This window comes from Streptomyces sp. NPDC002676 (assembly GCF_053592455.1).
In genome coordinates, this window is the sequence record NZ_JBSFVT010000004.1 from 471,533 (window position 1) to 489,092 (window position 17,560).

The 17,560-nt window shown below is 71.1% G+C and carries 16 protein-coding genes and 2 pseudogenes; 8 read left to right on the top strand and 10 right to left on the bottom strand.

What is annotated here, in order from left to right; genetic code table 11:
- Positions 1 to 464: 464 nt before the first annotated feature.
- Both ACWD3E_RS15470 and ACWD3E_RS15475 read right to left on the bottom strand, forming a co-directional pair.
- Positions 465 to 1,275, bottom strand: a pseudogene (locus ACWD3E_RS15470) (DUF1152 domain-containing protein); the annotation flags it as partial.
- A 62-nt stretch (positions 1,276 to 1,337) separates the two neighbouring features.
- Positions 1,338 to 1,856, bottom strand: coding sequence for a winged helix-turn-helix transcriptional regulator (locus ACWD3E_RS15475; RefSeq protein WP_451388043.1), 519 nt, complete (start codon positions 1,854 to 1,856; stop codon positions 1,338 to 1,340).
- Positions 1,857 to 1,955: 99 nt separating this feature from the next.
- Between ACWD3E_RS15475 and ACWD3E_RS15480 the strand changes: the two genes are divergently transcribed.
- The 4 genes from ACWD3E_RS15480 (at position 1,956) to ACWD3E_RS15495 (ending at position 4,817) form a co-directional block, all read left to right on the top strand.
- Positions 1,956 to 2,741, top strand: coding sequence for an SDR family oxidoreductase (locus ACWD3E_RS15480; protein ID WP_451388044.1), 786 nt, complete (start codon positions 1,956 to 1,958; stop codon positions 2,739 to 2,741).
- 25 nt (positions 2,742 to 2,766) lie between these two features.
- Positions 2,767 to 3,126, top strand: coding sequence for a nuclear transport factor 2 family protein (locus ACWD3E_RS15485; protein ID WP_451388045.1), 360 nt, complete (start codon positions 2,767 to 2,769; stop codon positions 3,124 to 3,126).
- 363 nt (positions 3,127 to 3,489) lie between these two features.
- The gene (locus ACWD3E_RS15490) at positions 3,490 to 4,389 is read left to right on the top strand and encodes a Vgb family protein (RefSeq protein WP_451388046.1); all 900 of its coding nucleotides are present in this window, start codon (positions 3,490 to 3,492) and stop codon (positions 4,387 to 4,389) included.
- 134 nt (positions 4,390 to 4,523) lie between these two features.
- Positions 4,524 to 4,817, top strand: coding sequence for a YciI family protein (locus ACWD3E_RS15495; RefSeq protein WP_451350514.1), 294 nt, complete (start codon positions 4,524 to 4,526; stop codon positions 4,815 to 4,817).
- 272 nt (positions 4,818 to 5,089) lie between these two features.
- Here ACWD3E_RS15495 and ACWD3E_RS15500 read toward each other — a convergent pair whose 3' ends face one another.
- Positions 5,090 to 5,851, bottom strand: a complete 762-nt coding sequence (locus ACWD3E_RS15500; protein ID WP_451350513.1) for a phosphoglyceromutase — start codon at positions 5,849 to 5,851, stop codon at positions 5,090 to 5,092.
- A 162-nt stretch (positions 5,852 to 6,013) separates the two neighbouring features.
- Between ACWD3E_RS15500 and ACWD3E_RS15505 the strand changes: the two genes are divergently transcribed.
- The gene (locus tag ACWD3E_RS15505; RefSeq protein ID WP_451388047.1) at positions 6,014 to 7,273 is read left to right on the top strand and encodes an MDR family MFS transporter; all 1,260 of its coding nucleotides are present in this window, start codon (positions 6,014 to 6,016) and stop codon (positions 7,271 to 7,273) included.
- Positions 7,274 to 7,439: 166 nt separating this feature from the next.
- On the opposite strand, the gene ACWD3E_RS15510 is transcribed toward ACWD3E_RS15505, so the two are convergent.
- Both ACWD3E_RS15510 and mshA read right to left on the bottom strand, forming a co-directional pair.
- A complete protein-coding gene (locus ACWD3E_RS15510; RefSeq protein WP_451388048.1) occupies positions 7,440 to 7,940 on the bottom strand; it encodes a YbjN domain-containing protein in 501 nt (166 codons plus the stop codon).
- Positions 7,933 to 9,270, bottom strand: coding sequence for a D-inositol-3-phosphate glycosyltransferase (mshA, locus tag ACWD3E_RS15515; RefSeq protein WP_451388049.1), 1,338 nt, complete (start codon positions 9,268 to 9,270; stop codon positions 7,933 to 7,935). The genes ACWD3E_RS15510 and mshA overlap by 8 nt, the downstream gene beginning before the upstream one ends.
- A 253-nt stretch (positions 9,271 to 9,523) precedes the next feature.
- Between mshA and ACWD3E_RS15520 the strand changes: the two genes are divergently transcribed.
- From ACWD3E_RS15520 to ACWD3E_RS15530, 3 genes are all read left to right on the top strand, one after another.
- The gene (locus tag ACWD3E_RS15520) at positions 9,524 to 10,312 is read left to right on the top strand and encodes a class I SAM-dependent methyltransferase (RefSeq protein WP_451388050.1); all 789 of its coding nucleotides are present in this window, start codon (positions 9,524 to 9,526) and stop codon (positions 10,310 to 10,312) included.
- Between the two features lie 176 nt (positions 10,313 to 10,488).
- Positions 10,489 to 11,613 carry an NlpC/P60 family protein gene (locus tag ACWD3E_RS15525; RefSeq protein ID WP_451388051.1) on the top strand — a complete coding sequence of 375 codons (1,125 nt, stop codon included), beginning with the start codon at positions 10,489 to 10,491 and terminating at the stop codon, positions 11,611 to 11,613.
- Between the two features lie 323 nt (positions 11,614 to 11,936).
- A complete protein-coding gene (locus ACWD3E_RS15530; protein ID WP_451388052.1) occupies positions 11,937 to 13,238 on the top strand; it encodes a SpoIIE family protein phosphatase in 1,302 nt (433 codons plus the stop codon).
- A gap of 41 nt (positions 13,239 to 13,279) precedes the next feature.
- On the opposite strand, the gene ACWD3E_RS15535 is transcribed toward ACWD3E_RS15530, so the two are convergent.
- From ACWD3E_RS15535 to ACWD3E_RS15555, 5 genes and pseudogenes are all read right to left on the bottom strand, one after another.
- Entirely contained in the window at positions 13,280 to 13,606 is a 327-nt protein-coding gene (locus ACWD3E_RS15535) for a DUF2516 family protein (RefSeq protein ID WP_451388053.1), read from the bottom strand.
- Between the two features lie 108 nt (positions 13,607 to 13,714).
- On the bottom strand, positions 13,715 to 14,317 hold the full coding sequence (locus ACWD3E_RS15540; RefSeq protein ID WP_451388054.1) for a hypothetical protein: 603 nt from the start codon (positions 14,315 to 14,317) through the stop codon (positions 13,715 to 13,717).
- Positions 14,318 to 14,404: 87 nt separating this feature from the next.
- Positions 14,405 to 14,905: a helix-turn-helix domain-containing protein gene (locus ACWD3E_RS15545; RefSeq protein WP_451388055.1), complete on the bottom strand. Its 501-nt coding sequence runs from the start codon at positions 14,903 to 14,905 to the stop codon at positions 14,405 to 14,407.
- A gap of 70 nt (positions 14,906 to 14,975) precedes the next feature.
- Positions 14,976 to 15,462: pseudogene (locus ACWD3E_RS15550) on the bottom strand (HAD domain-containing protein).
- Between the two features lie 41 nt (positions 15,463 to 15,503).
- The gene (locus tag ACWD3E_RS15555) at positions 15,504 to 17,537 is read right to left on the bottom strand and encodes a HelD family protein (protein ID WP_451388056.1); all 2,034 of its coding nucleotides are present in this window, start codon (positions 17,535 to 17,537) and stop codon (positions 15,504 to 15,506) included.
- Positions 17,538 to 17,560: the final 23 nt, after the last annotated feature.

The window sequence follows — 17,560 nt, forward strand, 5'->3', positions numbered from 1 at the left end:
ACCGGAGGCCCTCAAGCCCGCTGCCGCGGCCTGTTCAAGTCCTTGTTCCGGCCGCCTCGGACCCTCCGCGCAACCTCACCCGATGGGTGGGCACCAGCGTCCGCTTCAGCCCCCGACACGGCCGGCAGCCGAGCGGGCTGCGTATCCCCGTCAGGGTGGGCACACCGACTCCCAAGGGTCGTATCAGGTGCGGGCGGAGGACGCATGATGTGACCGTCCTTCAGAGGGACGTGGCGGGCGAGAACCCGACCACGTGATTTGCGGGAGCCGTGGAACCGACTGTCCTCACCATGCCATTCCCATGGCCCTCAGCAGCGCGACGACGCGCACGATGGCGTCCCGAGCCGGCGCATCAGCCTCGTCGCGGCCGACACGCCGCACTGTGCGGTACTCGACTCATGGCCGTCGGCCCTATCCACATGTGGGCGCGCGTCGGCGCAGCGCGGGCGGAGCGACTCAGGTTGCGTCGTGATGCGCCACAGGGGCGCGTCGTACTGCTCCGGACGGCTGTTGATGAGCAGCTCGCGCAGGTCTTGGCGCTGGTTGCCGCTGAAGTTCAGGGCCTCGGTGATGTGGAGGAACGTCGTGTGGGTGACCCCGCGGTTTCGGGCTTCGGCCTCGAAGTGGTCCAGCTGGGCCAAGACCGCCTCCGGGTCCAGCTTCAACGGCGGCTGCTCGCTGAGCCACGCGGCCTTGTTGCGCTCGTAGTCGATCTCCGAGTAGCCGCAGATTTCGCGGCTGTGTGCCTCCACCTCGTCGAGGTGCGCCGTGGTCATGATGGCGCGGGCTCGTCGGCCCCTCGTCCGTGAGCGGTACGGGAAGCCCGGCGTCGCGCACTTCGCAGGTGCCTCGTACTCCTCGTGCCGTCGCCGCGAGCGCGGCCAAGGTGAGGGCGTCGGCAAGTGGGCTCTTGAGCGTCGGCTCGTCGCCTCTGGCCAGGATGTCGCCGCCGACGTCCAGGAGGTCGATCGACTCGGGCTCCAAGTGATTCACCAGCTCTTCGAGTTGGCGCGTAACGCCTTCGGCGCCGTGGTGGGGGTCGATCAGCGCGAACGTGTGCGGAAGCTCCGCCGCGAGTCGGGGCAGGGTGGAGCCTGCCGGAGCGATCGGGCGGGCCTCGGCCGACACTGCCGAGACGGCCGAGGTGATCTGGGTGAGGCTGGTGAAGTCACGGGCTCCTCGCGGGCCCGGTAGCGGGTCCACGAGCAGTCGATCCCATGCGTAAGTGAGGATCACCGCCTGGTCCTCGTCGCCGTACAGAGCGGCGTCAAGCATTGCGGCGGCGACTGCGTCGCCCCCTCCTCCTGCTGCGACGATCAACCGCGTCATGCTCGGACTTACGCCTCTTCCGCGGGAATGGCCCGCCGTGCCTCGTAGCGGGTGCGCATCGCGTCGCTGGCTGCGGGGCCTGCGGTGAAGACGTAGGCGGCGCTGTCGTCGAGTCGGCGGCCGGTTTTGGCGTCGACGACGACGGGCTCGACTTCCTCGCCGGTGTGCGCGTCGACGAGGATCATGCTGCGCTCCGGTGGCGTGAGGCGGGAGTTGCCCCACGCGGCGAGGGCGACGATCACCGGGCGCAGGGAGCGCCCGAGTTCGGTCAGGACGTACTCGTGCCGGACGGGGCTGGTCTGGTAGGGCCGGCGCTCCAGCAGACCGTCGGCGACCAGGGTCTTCAGCCGGGTGGTGAGCATGCTGGAGGAGATGCCCAGGCTCTCCTGGAACTGGTCGAAGCGGGTGTAGCCGTCGAAGGCGTCGTGGAGGATCAGCAGTGTCCACCACTCGCCGACGTGTTCCACCGTCGTGGACAGCGGGCACTCCCGGTCCTCCAGCCTGATGCGGCTCGCCACGGCGACCATCCCCTCAGTTACTGCTAATGTCGAAGTTAGTAGCTTCTATTTTAGCAGTCACGACGGGAGCGGCGCCTCGTATACCCGCGCCCGGGAACGGAGCACAACGTGACCACATCCATCAGCGAATCCCTCGAAGGCCGACGCGCTCTGGTCACCGGCGGCACCAAGGGCACCGGAGCCGCGATCGCCCGACGGCTCGCCGAGGCCGGCGCGACCGTGCTGGTCACCGCCCGCAGCCGCCCCGACGACGTCGAGGAGAAGACGTTCATCGCCGCCGACCTGTCCACCGCCCAGGGCGCCGCCCACGTCGCCTCCGAGGTGGACGCCCGCATGGGAGGCGTCGACATCCTGGTCAACACCCTCGGCGGCTCCGAGGCACCAGCAGGAGGATTCGCCGCGCTCGGCGAGGACGACTGGGCAAGGGAGCTGAACACGAACCTGCTGGCCGCCGTCCGCCTGGACCGCGCACTCCTCCCGCACATGATCGCCACGGGCAAAGGCGCGGTCGTGCACGTCACCTCGATCCAGCGCCGCATGCCGCTGTGGAACGGCACCCTGGCCTACGCCGCCGCCAAGGCCGCCCTGACCACCTACAGCAAGGGCCTGGCCAACCAGGTCGCCCCGCACGGCGTCCGCGTCAACACCGTCTCGCCCGGCTTCGTCCAGACCTCGGCCGCCGACAACCTCGTCACCCGGATCGCCCACGACGCCGGCATCAGCCAGGAGGCGGCGCTGGGCCGGCTCATGGACTCCCTGGGAGGCATCCCGCTCGGCCGTCCCAACCGGCCCGAGGAGGTCGCCGAGCTCGTCGCCTTCCTCGTCTCCGACCGCGCCTCGGCCATCGTCGGCGCCGAACACGTCATCGACGGCGGCACCACCCCCACCGTCTGAACCCGCCACCACCATCGGGAGCGTCATGCACGACAACCAGCCCCGGACCATCACCCCGGACGACCTGCCCGAGGTGATCACCCGCTACCTCACAGCGCACCGCGTCCACGACACCGCCACCGCGGTCACGACGTTCACCGACGACGCCACAGTGATCGACGACGGCAACACCTACCAGGGACGCGCCGCGATCGAGCGGTGGCTGGACCGATCCGCCACCGAATTCACCTACACCATCCACCTCACGAACGCCCAGCAGACCGACACGGCCCACTACATCGCCACACACCACCTCGAAGGCAACTTCCCCGGCGGCACCATCGATCTCCGCTATCGGTTCACACTGCGCGACGACCTCATCGAACACCTCGCCATCGAACCCTGAACCCGCTCCGAGCAGTCGGGACCGGGCCCGGAAGGCTCTCGGGCAGGCCCTCCGGCCGCAAGATCGCCAGGGCTGAGGTTCCAGGGAGGTTCCACAGCATGAAAATGCCCCTGAGCCGCGCCGTATGCGCAGCTCAGAGGCATGATCACCAAACCTGCTTCGGAGGGCCCAGAGAGGGCCCGGCGTAGGCCCCCTGAGGCGGTAAAGGAGCGGCCTACGGGCGCGCGTCCTTACGTCGAGGCCCTTGCCGTCTGAGCCGAGACCGTATCGCGCAACAGGATTAACCAGAGGCGGTCACGGAGCGCTCTGGATAGCATCCGCAGTCGCTGAACTCCACCACCCACCGATGAAGGAACCCGCCCTATGCCGCGCCGTCCGACCGCTCCGATCACAGAATTCCCCGTGTCCGGCAGCGACGCCGGGCCCTACGGAATCACCTGCGGCCCCGACAGCGCACTGTGGTTCACCATGGTCCACCACGGACGGATCGGCCGGGTCACCACCGACGGCGACGTCACCTCCTACCAGCTCGAACCCGCCTCCAGCGGACCGTCGATCATCACCACAGGACCCGACGGCGCTCTGTGGTTCACCGAATTCCGCAGCCACCGGATCGGCCGCATCACCACGACCGGAAACATCACCTCGTTCCCGCTGCCGACGCCGGATGCCGGGCCGTTCGGCATCACCGCCGGCCCCGACGGAGCACTGTGGTTCACCGAAGCAAGCGCCGACCGCATCGGCCGCATCACACCCGACGGTGACGTCACCGAGTTCCCTCTCCCGCTCTCGGAAGCCTTCCCGTCAGCCATCGCCAACGGCCCGGACGGCCGGCTGTGGTTCACGATGAACCAGGCGAACGCTATCGGCGCCATCGGACTCGACGGTCACACCAGCATCCACCCGGTACCCACACCGGCCGCCGCCCCAGTCGGTATCGCCGCCGGTGCCGACGGAGCCATATGGTTCGTCGAGATCGGCGCCGGTCAGATCGGACGGATCACGCCCGACGGGAAGATCGACGAATTCGCCCTGCCCGACCCTGCGTCACGCCCGCACGCCATCGCAGCCGACGCCGACGGAAACTGCTGGTTCACCGAATGGGGAGCCAACCGCATCGGCCGGATCACCCCCGACGGCCGAATCGACGAACACGACCTCCCCAGCCCATCCTCCGAACCACACGGCATCACCCTGGGACCGGACGGCGCAATCTGGACAGCCCTGGAGATCGGAACGGTCGCCCGACTCACACCACGCTGAGACCGAACTTCCCTGGTCGGCGCGACCTGCACACGTTCATCGACACAGCCGCTTTTGCCACGCAACCCAGAGCCTGTCTCCCGGGTCATGGAATGTGATGGCTGCAGTCCTTGGTGTTCCGCTACGGTCCGGGCATGTTCGTTGTCACAGTGACCTACACGGCACCGCTGGATGAAGTGGACCGATGGAGGCCGGCCCACGGCGACTGGCTGAATCAGCTCATATCCCGGAAATTGCTTCTGGTTGCCGGGCGCCAGGTGCCTCTGGTCGGTGGTGTCTACCTCGCCCCCCGGATGCCCGCCGAAGAACTTGACCGCCTTCTCGCCACCGATCCGTACGTCCTCAACGGCGTCGCCACGCACAGCGTTGTGGAGTTCACCCCGCTGCTGGTCGCGGCCGGATTGGAGGACCTCAAGACCCAGGAGTGAGCAAATCCTCCGGGCTACGAGAAGGAGCCTGTACCTGCCGGGGACGCCGACCCTGGATTGCCGTTCGGCGGGCCTTCCAAGGGGCAGGCGGCAGACGCGGGCAGGCGCCGCCGGGCCTCATCCGTTCTGGAGGTTTCCCACGGCTTTTCAGGCGAGGCAGACGGCTGTGCCCACCGCGATCCCGCCCTCAATGAAAAGCCGTCCCTGGCCCAGGCCGTGAAAATGCTCCTGACTTGCGCCGAAAGCGCAGGTCAGGAGCATGATCGTAAAAACTACTTCTTCTTGCCCTGGTTCTTGACCGCCTCGATGGCTGCCGCTGCCGCCTCGGGGTCGAGGTACTTGCCGCCGGGGGTGACCGGCTTGAAGTCGGCGTCCAGCTCGTAGTAGAGCGGGATGCCCGTCGGGATGTTCAGGCCCGCGATGTCGGCGTCCGAGATGCCGTCCAGGTGCTTGACCAGGGCGCGCAGGCTGTTGCCGTGGGCGGCGACCAGGACCGTGCGGCCTGCCAGGAGGTCGGGGACGATGCCGTCGTACCAGTACGGGAGCATGCGGACGACGACGTCCTTGAGGCACTCCGTGTTCGGGCGCAGCTCCGGCGGGATGGAGGCGTAGCGGGCGTCGTTCGCCTGGGAGAACTCGGAGTCGTCCGGGAGCGGGGGCGGCGGGGTGTCGTACGAGCGGCGCCAGAGCATGAACTGCTCCTCGCCGAACTCGGCCAGCGTCGCCGCCTTGTCCTTGCCCTGCAGGGCGCCGTAGTGGCGCTCGTTCAGGCGCCAGGTGCGGTGGACCGGGATCCAGTGGCGGTCCGCGGCCTCCAGCGCGAGCTGGGCCGTGCGGATCGCACGCTTCTGGAGGGACGTGTGGACCACGTCGGGGAGGAGATCGGCGTCCTTCAGAAGCTCGCCGCCGCGGACTGCCTCCTTCTCGCCCTTCTCGTTGAGGTTGACGTCCACCCAGCCGGTGAACAGGTTCTTCGCGTTCCACTCGCTCTCGCCGTGGCGGAGGAGGATCAGCTTGTACGGTGCGTCGGCCATGCCTCAGAGCGTAATCCACGCATTCGGACCCCCGGGCGCCCTGCCCGGCAGGCGGACAGTTGACGGCATCTGTTAATTGGGTGGCCCCGGCGAGGCGCGCGCTTGTAAGTTGCGTATGCGGGTTGAGCCGCTTACTAAGCCGTATCTCCGGGGGGTCCCTTCGTGTCCGTAGCCAGTCTCAGACGTGCCGCCCGGGAGAGCGTCTCCGGGCTTCCCCGCGAGTTCTGGTGGCTGTGGACCAGCACCCTCGTCAACCGGCTCGGCGCCTTCGTCGCCACCTTCATGGCGCTGTACCTCACCATCGACCGCGGATACTCGGCCTCGTACGCCGGTCTCGTCGCCTCCCTCCATGGGCTCGGCGGGGTCGTCTCCTCGCTGGGGGCCGGGGTGATGGCCGACCGGATCGGGCGGCGGCCGACGCTGCTCATCGCGCAGACCGCCACCGCCGGCTCGGTCGCGCTGCTCGGGTTCATGACCGGCCCCGTCGCCATCGCCGCCGTCGCCTTCCTCGTCGGCATGGCCTCCAACGCCTCCCGGCCGGCCGTGCAGGCGATGCTGGCCGACATCGTGCGCCCGGAGGACCGGGTGCGGGCCTTCTCGCTCAACTACTGGGCCATCAACCTCGGGTTCGCCGTCTCCTCCGCCGCCGCCGGCTTCATCGCCGAGTTCAGCTATCTCGCCGGGTTCCTGATCGAGGCCGGGATGACGCTGGCCTGCGCGGTCGTCGTCTTCCTCAAGCTGCCCGAGTCGCGGCCCGCGCCCACGGACGGCGCCAGGCAGGCGGAGGCCGAGGTCAGCCTCGGCACCGTGCTGCGCGACGGGCGGTACATGGCCGTCGTCGGGCTGTCCTTCCTCGTCGCGGTCGTCTTCCAGCAGGGGTCCGTCGGACTACCGGTGGCCATGGGCCGGGCCGGCTTCTCGCCCGCCGACTACGGCCTCGCCATCGCCGTCAACGGCATCCTGATCGTCGCGCTCCAGATCCCCGTCACCCGCTTCATCGAGCACCGCGATCCGCGCACCCTGCTGGTCGCCTCCTCGCTCCTCGCGGGCTACGGCTTCGGGCTCACCGCCTTCGCCGGGTCGGTCGGCGTCTTCGCGCTCACCGTGTGCGTGTGGACCCTCGCGGAGATCGTCAACGCGCCCACGCAGACCGGGCTCGTCGTCCGGCTCTCGCCGGTCCATGGACGCGGGCGCTACCAGGGCATGTACACCCTGTCCTGGTCCGTCGCCGCCCTGGTCGCCCCGCTGATGTCCGGCGCGGTCATCGACGGTTTCGGCGCGGAGTGGCTGTGGGGGATGTGCGCCGTGGTGGGGACGGCGGCGGGGGCCGGGTACGCCGTGCTCATGCGGCGCCTTCCCCCGGAGCGGCCCACTGCGTCCACGAACCGGGCCGACGCGGGGGCTGAGGTCCGTACGGCCTAGAACCTGTTCCGGTACGGCATCCCCTCCGATTACGACAGCAACGCCCAGCCCAGGGCGTGGCGTTGGGGAGGCAGGAACAACAGCAGCCAGGTAGTGACGCTATACGCGTGGCAGTTGTGTGGGCGCGCGTAGACGGGCCGGTCTCTGCCTCACGGATGTCGTACCGTCAGTCCGCCGGGCGCTCGATCAGGTGCATGAATGCCTCCAGGTTCCGCGTCGACTCCCCGCGGGAGACCCGCCAGGCGTACTCCTTGCGGATCGAGGAGGCGAAGCCCAGTTCCAGGAGGGTGTTGAAGGCGCCGTCCGCCGCGTCGAGGATCTGGCCGAGGAGGCGGTCGATGTCGTCGGGGGTGACGGACACGAGGGGGAGGCGGGCGGTGACGTAGATGTCGCCGAGCCGGTCGACGGCGTAACTCACGCCGAACAGCTTGAGGTTGCGCTCCAGGAGCCAGCGGTGGACGCCCGCCTCGTTCTCGTCGGGGTGGCGGACGACGAAGGCGTTGACGGAGAGGGAGTGGCGGCCGACGAGGAACGACACCGTCGTGGAGAGCTTGCGCGTGCCGGGGAGCTTGACCACGTAGTTCCCGGGCTCGGGGCTCTCCCACTCCAGTTCGGCGTCCTTGAAGACACCTTCGAGGATCTGCCCCGCCTTCTCCACGTCACCCATGGTGGGAGCGTACGCGACGGCGGTGCGACTGGGTCGCGGCCGTGTACACGTCGGCCGTGGCGGTCGCCGCGGCGTCCCAGCCGAAGGACCGCGCGTGCCGGGCGGCGGCCTCGCCCATGGCCGGTGTGAGGGCCGGGTCGTCGGCGAAACGGCGCAGCACGCGCGCGTAGGCGGCCGGGTCGTGACCCTGGACGAGGAAGCCGGTGGCGCCGTCCTGTACGGCCACCGGGAGCCCGCCGACCGAGGCCGCGAGCACCGGGGTGCCGGCCGCCTGCGCCTCTATCGCGACCAGGCCGAAGGACTCGCTGTAGGAGGGCATGACGAGGACGGAGGCCGCCCGGAACCAGTCCGCCAGCTGCTCCTGGCCGACCGGCGGGCAGAACCGTACGACGTCGGCGACGCCGAGCCGGGCGGCGAGCTTCTGCAGGCCCTCGGGCTTCGCCAGCCCACTGCCGCTGGGGCCGCCGACGACCGGTACGACGATGCGGGAGCGCAGCTCCGGGTGCTCGTCCAGCAGGACGGCCACCGCGCGCAGCAGCACGTCCGGGGCCTTCAGGGGCTGTATGCGGCCCGCGAAGAGCGGGATCAGGGCGTCCTGCGGGAGGCCGAGGCGGGCGCGGGCGGCGGCGCGGCCGTCGGCGGGGCGGAAGCGGTCCAGGTTGACGCCGGGGTGGACGACGGCGACCTTGGCGCGGTCGGCCGCGTAGTGCCGGACGAGTTCGCCGGCCTCCTCGGCGGTGTTGGCGATGAGCCGGTCGGCCGCGGCGACGATCTGGGTCTCGCCGATGACCCGGGCGGCGGGCTCGGGGGTGTCGCCGTCGGCCAGGTTGGCGTTCTTGACCTTGGCCATGGTGTGCATCGCGTGCACCAGCGGCACGCCCCAGCGCTGGGCGGCGAGCCAGCCGACGTGGCCGGAGAGCCAGTAGTGGGAGTGGACGAGGTCGTAGTGGCCGGGACGGTGGCCGGCCCAGGCCTGCATCACGCCGTGCGTGAAGGCGCAGAGCTGGGCGGGCAGCTCCTCCTTGGCCAGGCCCTCGTACGGCCCCGCGTCGACGTGCCGGACGAGGACGCCGGGGGCCAGCTCCACGCTGGGCGGGAGTCCGCCGGCCGTGGCCCGGGTGAAGATCTCGACCTCGATGTTGATGGCCGCGAGGCGCTGGGCCAGCTCCACGATGTAGACGTTCATGCCGCCGGCGTCGCCGGTGCCGGGCTGGTGGAGCGGTGAGGTGTGCACGGAGAGCATGGCGACGCGGCGGGGCCTGCGGTGCAGCCTGAGCCGTGGGGACGGGGCCGCCGAGCGACGCCCGAGCCTGCTGGCGTACTTGCTCACGTGGCGTCCTCCTCGCTGCGGCATGCCTGCCGGAGGACCCGGCTCGCCCTCCAACGGGGTGCAACAGTGCCGGGGGCGGACACCATTCCCCGGCGGGTCTCCGGTGGGGCTCTTTGCCGAATCATTACCCCTTGAATCGATCAACCGTTCGAGGTGACGGTGGTGTCCCGGCGCCCATACCCTCGTACGTATGGCAACCCGCACGACGTCCCTCCCCCACTCTCGGCTTCGCTCGAGCGGGGGGACCCCCATCGTGGGAACGGTGACGCGCGGGACCACCAATCCCAACCGGCTGCGCCGCATGGACCGCTGGATCGCGGCCACACACGGCGCGGAGCTGCGGCGCGCCCAGGATCCGGTGGCCATCGACCTGGGCTACGGCGCCGCACCCTGGACCGCCGTCGAACTGCTCGGCCGGCTGCGCACCGCCGCGCCCCGCGCGCGCGTGGTCGGCGTCGAGATCGAGCCGGAGCGGGTCGCGGCGGCCAAGCCGTACGAGCGGGAGGGGCTGACCTTCCGGCACGGCGGGTTCGAGATCCCGGTCCCGGGGCGCCCGGTGCTCGTCCGGGCCGCGAACGTGCTGCGGCAGTACGACGAGGACCAGGTCGCCGCCGTCTGGGAACGGCTGTGCGCGCGGCTCGCCCCGGCGGACGGCGCCTCGCGCGGGGGGCTGCTGGTCGAGGGGACGTGCGACGAGATCGGGCGGCGGCACGTGTGGGTGGCGCTCGGCCCGGAGGGGCCCCGGACCGTCACCTTCGCGGCCCGGCTCGGCTCGTTGGAGCGGCCGTCCGACCTCGCCGAGCGGCTGCCGAAGGCGCTGATCCACCGGAACGTCCCGGGCGAGCCCGTGCACGCTTTCCTGCGCGACTTCGACCGCGCCTGGGCCGCCGCCGCGCCCTACGCCTCCTACGGCGCCCGCCAGCGCTGGATCCGCGCGGTGCGGGACCTCACGGCCGACTGGCCGGTGACGGACTCGGCGGCGCGCTGGCGGCAGGGGGAAGTGACGGTGGCGTGGGAGGCGTTGGCGCCGCGCGCCCTCTGAAGACGCCTCCTCCCAACGGGTGACCTGCGAGGAACGATCCTTGGGGGCCGTTCGTCCCATCGGCGGGGTGATCTCCACTCAGCCCACGGATGGCCTCTGTCGTTTTGCGTGTCACCGTGGCACGATCCCTCCGACGACCATAAGTTACTGACGGTAAATCAGCTTGGGGGACAGCTATGGGTACGGGCAAGCGGGGCCTGCTCAGGGCCGCCATGACCGTGGTCTGCGCGGTGACGGTGACCGCGCTCGCGGCACCCGGCACGGCTTTCGCCAACTCGGCGGTACGCACGCCCACCCCCAAGGCCGGCAAGCGCACACCCGCGCCCGGCGCGAGCGGCTCCCCGGCCGCCTCGACTCCCCCGGCCGACAAGGACCTTGAGCAGGTCCGCGAGAAACTCGACAAGCTCTACCACGACGCGGCCGTGGCCACCGACGCCTACAACGCGGCCGAGGAGAAGGCGAAGACGCAGTCCGCCCAGATCGTCGAGCTGGCCAAGAAGATCGTCCAGGGGCAGCAGAAGCTGGACGAGCTGAAGGACCAGGCGGGCGCGGCGGCCCGCGCCCAGTACCGCACCGGCGGAATCCCGCCCGCGGCCCAGTTCCTGCTCAGCGACGACCCCGGTCAGGTGCTGGACGGGGCCGGGTCGCTGCTCAACGGCCAGCGGGCCACGAAGAACCTGATCACCGAAATGGCCCGCACCCAGAAGGACTTGAAGCAGTACGCCGCCGACGCCTCCGCGCAGTGGCAGAAGCTGGAGGCGGGCCGCAAGGCCAAGGCCGCCGCCAAGAAGAAGATCGAGCAGCAGATCTCGGCCGCCAAGAAGCTCGAGTCGAAGCTGGCGAAGAAGCAGCAGGAACGGCTGGCCCAGCTGGAGCAGCAGGCCGCTCTCAAGTCGCAGACCGCCTGGCTGGACACTGGCATCCTCAAGGACATCAAGACCAAGGCGTCCGCGCCGGGCAGAAAGGCGGTGGAGTTCGCCACCGCCCAGCTCGGCAAGCCGTACGTCTGGGGCGCCCAGGGCCCCAGGTCGTACGACTGCTCGGGCCTGACCTCCCAGGCCTGGGCGAAGGCCGGCCACCCCATCCCGCGCACTTCGCAGGAGCAGTGGAGACAGCTCAAGCATGTCGACGTCACGGACATGCGTCCCGGCGACCTCATCATCTACTTCGGCGACGCCAGCCATGTCGCGATGTACGTCGGCGACGGCGCGATCATCCACGCTCCGCGGCCGGGGCGGTGGGTGACGGTCGCGGGCGCCGGTTCGATGCCGATCCTGGGCGTCGTACGACCGGACGCGTGAACCGGATCATGGCGCGTGAACCACGTCATGTGGCCCATGTCCCGCTGTGACGTGCGCCATTTCTTCACAGGGCCTGCACCGTGTGACCCACCGCACGCCCAACCTCCGCACAAACCCGGACGGTACGTGAGCTTCGTCATCCCCGCGCCCCCGGCGGCCTGTCCAACTGCGTTACGGAACGCGGCATATGACAGTGGTCTGCGTGCGGGCGACGCGGCTCACACCATTCCATCCGGGTGGGCAGTACCGCTATGGTCACCGGTCGGTAGGACGAGGTCCCTCGCCCTGCCGTGCCCTCGGGGGGAGGGAAGGAAACCAAGAAGATGCCCGTACCCGTACCGCGACAGAGAGCGATCCCGGTCGTGGAGAGTGGTCAGGCGCAGGCTGCCACCACAAGCGGCGGCCCCCTCAAGGAAGAGGCTCACCGCACGGCCACTCCCACCGGCACGAACGGCGCCACGCTCACCCTGCTACTGATCGAGGACGATCCGGCGGGTTCGCCGATCGTGCCCGAACTGCTGGACTCCTCCGGCAAGCCGATCCGCGTCCGCACCGCCCGCAACCTCACCGAGGCCGAGCGGCTGCTGACCGACGACGTCCACTGCATCCTGCTGGACCTGGCGCTCCCGGCGCCGGGCGGCAGCGACGAGGACGACGAGCTGGCCGTGCTCAAGCACGTCCTGAAGCTCGCACCGCGGCACGCCGTGCTCGCGCTGACCGCCTCCGGCGACTCCGAGGGCGGCGCCGAGGCCGTGCGCGTCGGCGCCCAGGACTACCTCTTCCGGGACGAGCTGGACGGCCGGCTGCTCGGCCGTGCCATCCGGTACGCGGTCGAGCGGAAACGTTCCGACACCGCCGAGCGGAAGCTGGCCGAGGGCCGGCTGCGCGCGCAGGAGAACCGCCGGCTGGAGCGGGGCCTGCTGCCCACGCCCCTGCTGGACGGCTCCGCGCTGCGCTTCGCCGCCCGCTACCGCCCCGGCCGCTCGCGCGCGCTGCTCGGCGGCGACTTCTACGACTGCGTGCGCACTCCCGACGGGACCGTGCACGCCATGATCGGCGACGTCTGCGGCCACGGCCCGGACGAGGCCGCGCTCGGCGTGGAGCTGCGCATCGCCTGGCGGGCGCTGACCCTGGCCGGGCTGTGCGGGGACGAGCTGCTGGGCACGCTCCAGCAGGTCCTTGAGCACGAGCGCGGGGACGAGGAGATCTTCGCGACGCTGTGCACGGTGGACATCGCCCCGGACGGCCGGAGCGCGGGCCTGTGCCTGGCCGGTCACCCGGCCCCGCTGGTCGCCCGCCCCGGCCTGCCCGCCCAGTTGCTGCCGTACGACAAGAACGGCCCCGCCCTCGGCCTGCTCCCCGGCGCCCGCTGGCCCCGGATGGAGGTGGAGCTGGGTGATGCCTGGAGCCTGATGCTCTACACCGACGGCCTGATCGAGGGCCGCATCGGCGCGGGCAGGGAGCGCCTGGGCCAGGAGGGCATGGTGGAGATGATCCGCCGCCAGCTCTCCGAGGGGAAGCGCGGCGAGGAGCTGCTGCGGGCTGCCGTGCACGAGGTGCGCCGCCTCAACGGGGGCGAGCTGACCGACGACGTGGCGGTGGTCCTGCTGGACCGCACGCCGTAGCGGCAGCGGTCCGCGGGTCAGCGGCCCCCGTCGCTGCGGGTTCAGCGGCCCCCGTTGTAGGGGCCGTAGGGGCCGTCGCTGCTGGAGCCGCGGCCCCGGCGGCGGCCCGAGACCTGGTGGAGGGCCGGGCGTACGTCCACGAAGAAGACGATCGAGGCGATGAGCCCCGCGATCTGCAGGAAGAGCATCGGCACCAGCAGGTTCACCGCGACCGCGATGCCGAGGATGATCAGCCAGAAGCCCTTGTTCTGCTTGTCGGCCGCGCGGTAGGCGTCCTCACGGAACAGTGCGGCCATCACGAACGCCACGACTGCCATCGCCAGCATGGCGAGGGAGAGCAGCCACATGAACCCCTGGAACCCCTGCATCAGCACAACGTCCACCACCCGATTCGGCTCGCTAGTACGGCCACGGTACCCATACAACGGGCCGGACACCCCAGAGGTGCCCGGCCCGCGCGCGGTCGCCCGTTCGGCTCACTTGGCCGGCGGGGTCGTCTTCTTCGCGGTGGCGGTCTTGCGGGCGGGGGCGGCGGGGGCCTTCTTGGCCACGGGCTTCCTGGCCGGAGCGGCGTCGTCCTGCCTCTCGGCGGCCTTCGGCTCTTCCTTGGCCTGGGCGGGCACGGGCTTGCCCTCGACGACGACGGCGAGTTCCTCGATCTCGTCGGCGGCCTCACCGCGCCAGTTCTTGACCGCCTGCTCGCCGTGCTCGGCGACCTTCTCGTAGGTCTCGCGGGCCTTGACGGCGTACTCGGCGGCCACGCCCACACCGCGCAGCGCGAGGTCCTGGGCGGTCTCGCCGAACTTCTTCAGGTCGACGTCGAGGGTCCCCATGAACTCGTTGACCTTGGTCTGCAGGGTGGCCTGCGCCTCCTTGGCCCGCGTGGCTGCCTTCTCCTGTACGGCCTTCGGGTCGGCGTTGCGCACGGCCTCGATCCGGGCCGGGGCCTCGGCGCGAAGCTGCTCGACCAGCCCGGGCACCTTCTTGGCCTGCTGGTAGGCGAGGTCGGCGGTGCCGGCGGCGAAGTAGAGGGGGGTCGGGTCCTTGAGGGTCTTGCGCAGGTCGTCGGTGATGGCCATGGTGGTTGTCCTCCCGGATTCGCGTTCGGCTGATGTTGGTGTGGTCCGCGGTATGGCGGCCGGCGGCTGCCTTGTCGAGGTCCCGCTCTATCCGGCCGCCCGCGGCGGACCGGCATCACTGCCACCGGCCGTGCGGGTGCCGCGTACGACGGTGTCGCCCGTGTCGCCGGTGCCGTCGGGCTGCGCGTCCGAACCGCCCTCGCCGTCGCCGTCCTCTTCCGCCGCGGGCTCGCCGGTCCCGAATCCGTTCTCTTTCCGGAAGGACTCGTAGATCTGGAGCAGCACCTGCTTCTGCCGCTCGTTGAGCGTGGGATCGGCGAGGATGACCGCCCGGGTCTCCACCTCGTCCCGGTCCCGCTCGGCGTCGAGGATCCCGGCGCGGACGTACAGCGTCTCGGCGGAGATGCGCAGCGCCTTGGCGACCTGCTGGAGCACCTCCGCGCTGGGCTTGCGCAGCCCGCGCTCGATCTGGCTCAGGTAGGGGTTGGACACCCCGGCGGCATCGGCGAGCTGCCTGAGCGACAGCTGGGCGTTGCGCCGCTGCTCGCGCAGGTACTCACCGAGATTGCCGACGTTGAGCGATGCCATGCCCCCACCTTGCCGCAGCCTCGCTAACAATTGCAAGCACCCGCTTGCAATAGTGTGTCGCGCGTGTCGCTCAGGAGGCGCACGCCACGCGCAGCCACCGGGCCAGGGTCGTGAAGTCGGACTCGGTCAGGCCGTAGCGGTGGTCCACGCGGTGGAGCAGGGCCGGGCCCGGGTGGTGGACGGCGGTCCAGGCGCGGTCGGCCTCGGTGATCTCGTCGTCCACCCAGATGAAAGGGGCGGCCGTCCGCCCATGCGACCAGCGGCCGGGTCTTCCAGTGCAGCAGGTCCGACGGCTCGTCCTCGTCAGGCCACCGCACGACCGGCCGCTCGGACAGGCCCAGCCAGGGCGCCAGGCAGGCGTTGGCGTCGTCCATCCAGGTCGTGGCCCACACCAGCTCGCAGCCCAGCGCCGTGAGGCGCGGGCCGAGGGCCGGGTCGACCCGGCTGAGCAGCGGGTGGTCGGCGGTGCTCAGCGGCGAGCCCTCATATACCGGGTACGCGTGGCCCGATGCTCCGAAAGGGATGATCGGGCCGTCGACGTCGAGGAAGAGCAGCATCACCGTCCAGGGTCGGGCATCCGGGCCCCGCGCGGCCAGTACTAGAACGGCAGTGGCCGGCCGTGTACGACGTCCAGGCGGGAGACCGCCCGGGTCAGGACCACGTACAGGCGGTTCGCGCCGCGGGGCTCCGCCTCCGTGACGGCGGCGGGTTCGACGGCGACGACGTGGTCGTACTCCAGGCCCTTGACCCGGCTCGCGGGGACGACGGAGAGGCGGGCGCCGAGTTCGTCGGGGCCGGACGGCTCAAGGCCGGCGGCGGTGAGGGCCTGCCGTACCGAGTCCGTGTCCGCGTCCGCGGCGACGACCCCGACCGAGCCCTCCCGGGCGAGCGCCTCCCGTACGGCCGTCACGGTCGTGCCGAGGACGTCACCGGTCGGCCGCAGGGTCAGTTCGCCGTCGGAGCGGAGGGAGGTGGCGGGGGGCACGGTCACCGCGAGGCGGTCCAGGAGGCGGTTGGCCAGCTCCAGGACCGCCGCCGGCACCCGGAACCCGGTGGTGAGCGCCACCACCGCCGCGTCCGGCTTGCCGAGGTGGCGCAGTTGGACGGACCAGTCGCGGGCGGCCCACGGGGTGGTGCCCTGGGCCAGGTCGCCGAGGACGGTCAGCGAGCCGAAGACGGCCCGGCGGGCGATCGCCCGGCACTCCATGGGCGACAGGTCCTGCGCCTCGTCCACGACGATGTGGCCGTGCCCCTCGGGGTGTTCGATCAGCCCGGAGAGTTCGTCCAGGAGGACGAGGTCGGCGGCCGACCAACGGGCGGACTTGTACGAGCGCGGCGGGCGGGGCCACAGCAGCGCCGCCTGCTCGTCGGGGTCCAGCAGGCCGTCGGCGGCCCGGGCCAGCGCCGCGCCGTCGGTGAGGAGTTCGGCGAGGATCTCCTCGGGGCGGACCTTGGGCCAGACCGCGTCGAGGTGCGCGGTGAGCGGCCGGGCCCGTTCGATGCGGCGCACCCAGGAGGCGGGCAGTACTCCCGCGCGCCGTTCGGCCAGCTCGTGCAGCCGCCGCACCACCCGGGCGCGCACCCGCTCCCGGCCGACGGCGTACGGCGGTTCCTCGGCACGCACCTCCGCCACGATCGCGGCGAGTTCGGCGGCGGGCACCCGCCACCGGTAGGAGCCGTCCGGTACGGCGAGGTCGGTCACCCCGGCAGCGCTCACGCGCCCGTACAGCGCCCGGCGCAGCACCTCGGCCATCCGGGCGTCGTGCTTGACGCCGGCCGCGGGGGTGGGGTCGGTGCCGGTGACCGGGCGGCCCTGGGCGATCTCGTCCTGGAGGGTGGCCTGGCGTACGCCGGTCTCGCCGAGCGCGGGCAGCACCTCGGCGATGTAGTGGAGGAAGGTGCGGTTGGGGCCGAGGATGAGCAGGCCGGAGCGCTGGAGCCGCCTGGGGTGGGTGTAGAGCAGGTACGCGGCGCGGTGCAGGCCGACGGCGGTCTTGCCGGTGCCGGGCGCGCCCTGCACGCACACCGAGTCGGTGAGGGCGGCGCGGACCAGGTCGTCCTGCTCGGGCTGGATGGTGGCGGCGATGTCCCGCATGGGGCCGACGCGGGGCCGTTCGATCTCGCGGGCCACGATGTCGCTGGTCCGCGACTCGCCCCGGCCCAGCCGCTCGTCCTCCAGGCCGGTCAGGTCGGCGGAGCCGCCGGTGCTGCCCGGCGCCCAGCCGAACCGGCGCCGTACGTCCACACCCTGTGGATCGCGGGCGCTCGCCTGGTAGAAGGCGCGGGAGACGGGGGCCCGCCAGTCGACCACGAGGGGCGGGGCGGCCGGGTCCTCGGTGATCCGCATCCGGCCGACGTGGTAGTTCTGCCCGCCGTGCTCGGGATCACTGCGGGCGAAGTCGAGGCGGCCGAAGAACAGCGGCCCCGGCGGCAGTTCGCGCAGCGCCTTGGCCTGGCTGCGCAGCAGGTGGCCGAGCACCTCGGCGTCGGCTCCGGAGGCGGAGACGTCCTCGCCGATGACGACCTGTTCGGCGGCGCCTTCGACCATCGCGGTGAGGGCGGCACGGCAGGTGTCGTGGTAGGCGCGCTCGATGTGGAGGGTGTCCGTGAGGGCGGAGTCGAGTGGCGTCATGACGCACAGCGTACCCGCAAAGC

Coding starts and splice junctions, on each gene's coding strand:
- ACWD3E_RS15540 (WP_451388054.1), bottom strand. CDS start 14,317: ATGGCCATCACCGACGACCTGCGCAAGACCCTCAAGGACCCGACCCCC.
- ACWD3E_RS15530 (WP_451388052.1), top strand. CDS start 11,937: ATGCCCGTACCCGTACCGCGACAGAGAGCGATCCCGGTCGTGGAGAGT.
- ACWD3E_RS15535 (WP_451388053.1), bottom strand. CDS start 13,606: ATGCAGGGGTTCCAGGGGTTCATGTGGCTGCTCTCCCTCGCCATGCTG.
- ACWD3E_RS15525 (WP_451388051.1), top strand. CDS start 10,489: ATGGGTACGGGCAAGCGGGGCCTGCTCAGGGCCGCCATGACCGTGGTC.
- ACWD3E_RS15495 (WP_451350514.1), top strand. CDS start 4,524: ATGTTCGTTGTCACAGTGACCTACACGGCACCGCTGGATGAAGTGGAC.
- ACWD3E_RS15500 (WP_451350513.1), bottom strand. CDS start 5,851: ATGGCCGACGCACCGTACAAGCTGATCCTCCTCCGCCACGGCGAGAGC.
- ACWD3E_RS15545 (WP_451388055.1), bottom strand. CDS start 14,905: ATGGCATCGCTCAACGTCGGCAATCTCGGTGAGTACCTGCGCGAGCAG.
- ACWD3E_RS15510 (WP_451388048.1), bottom strand. CDS start 7,940: ATGGGTGACGTGGAGAAGGCGGGGCAGATCCTCGAAGGTGTCTTCAAG.
- ACWD3E_RS15485 (WP_451388045.1), top strand. CDS start 2,767: ATGCACGACAACCAGCCCCGGACCATCACCCCGGACGACCTGCCCGAG.
- ACWD3E_RS15475 (WP_451388043.1), bottom strand. CDS start 1,856: ATGGTCGCCGTGGCGAGCCGCATCAGGCTGGAGGACCGGGAGTGCCCG.
- ACWD3E_RS15490 (WP_451388046.1), top strand. CDS start 3,490: ATGCCGCGCCGTCCGACCGCTCCGATCACAGAATTCCCCGTGTCCGGC.
- ACWD3E_RS15555 (WP_451388056.1), bottom strand. CDS start 17,537: ATGACGCCACTCGACTCCGCCCTCACGGACACCCTCCACATCGAGCGC.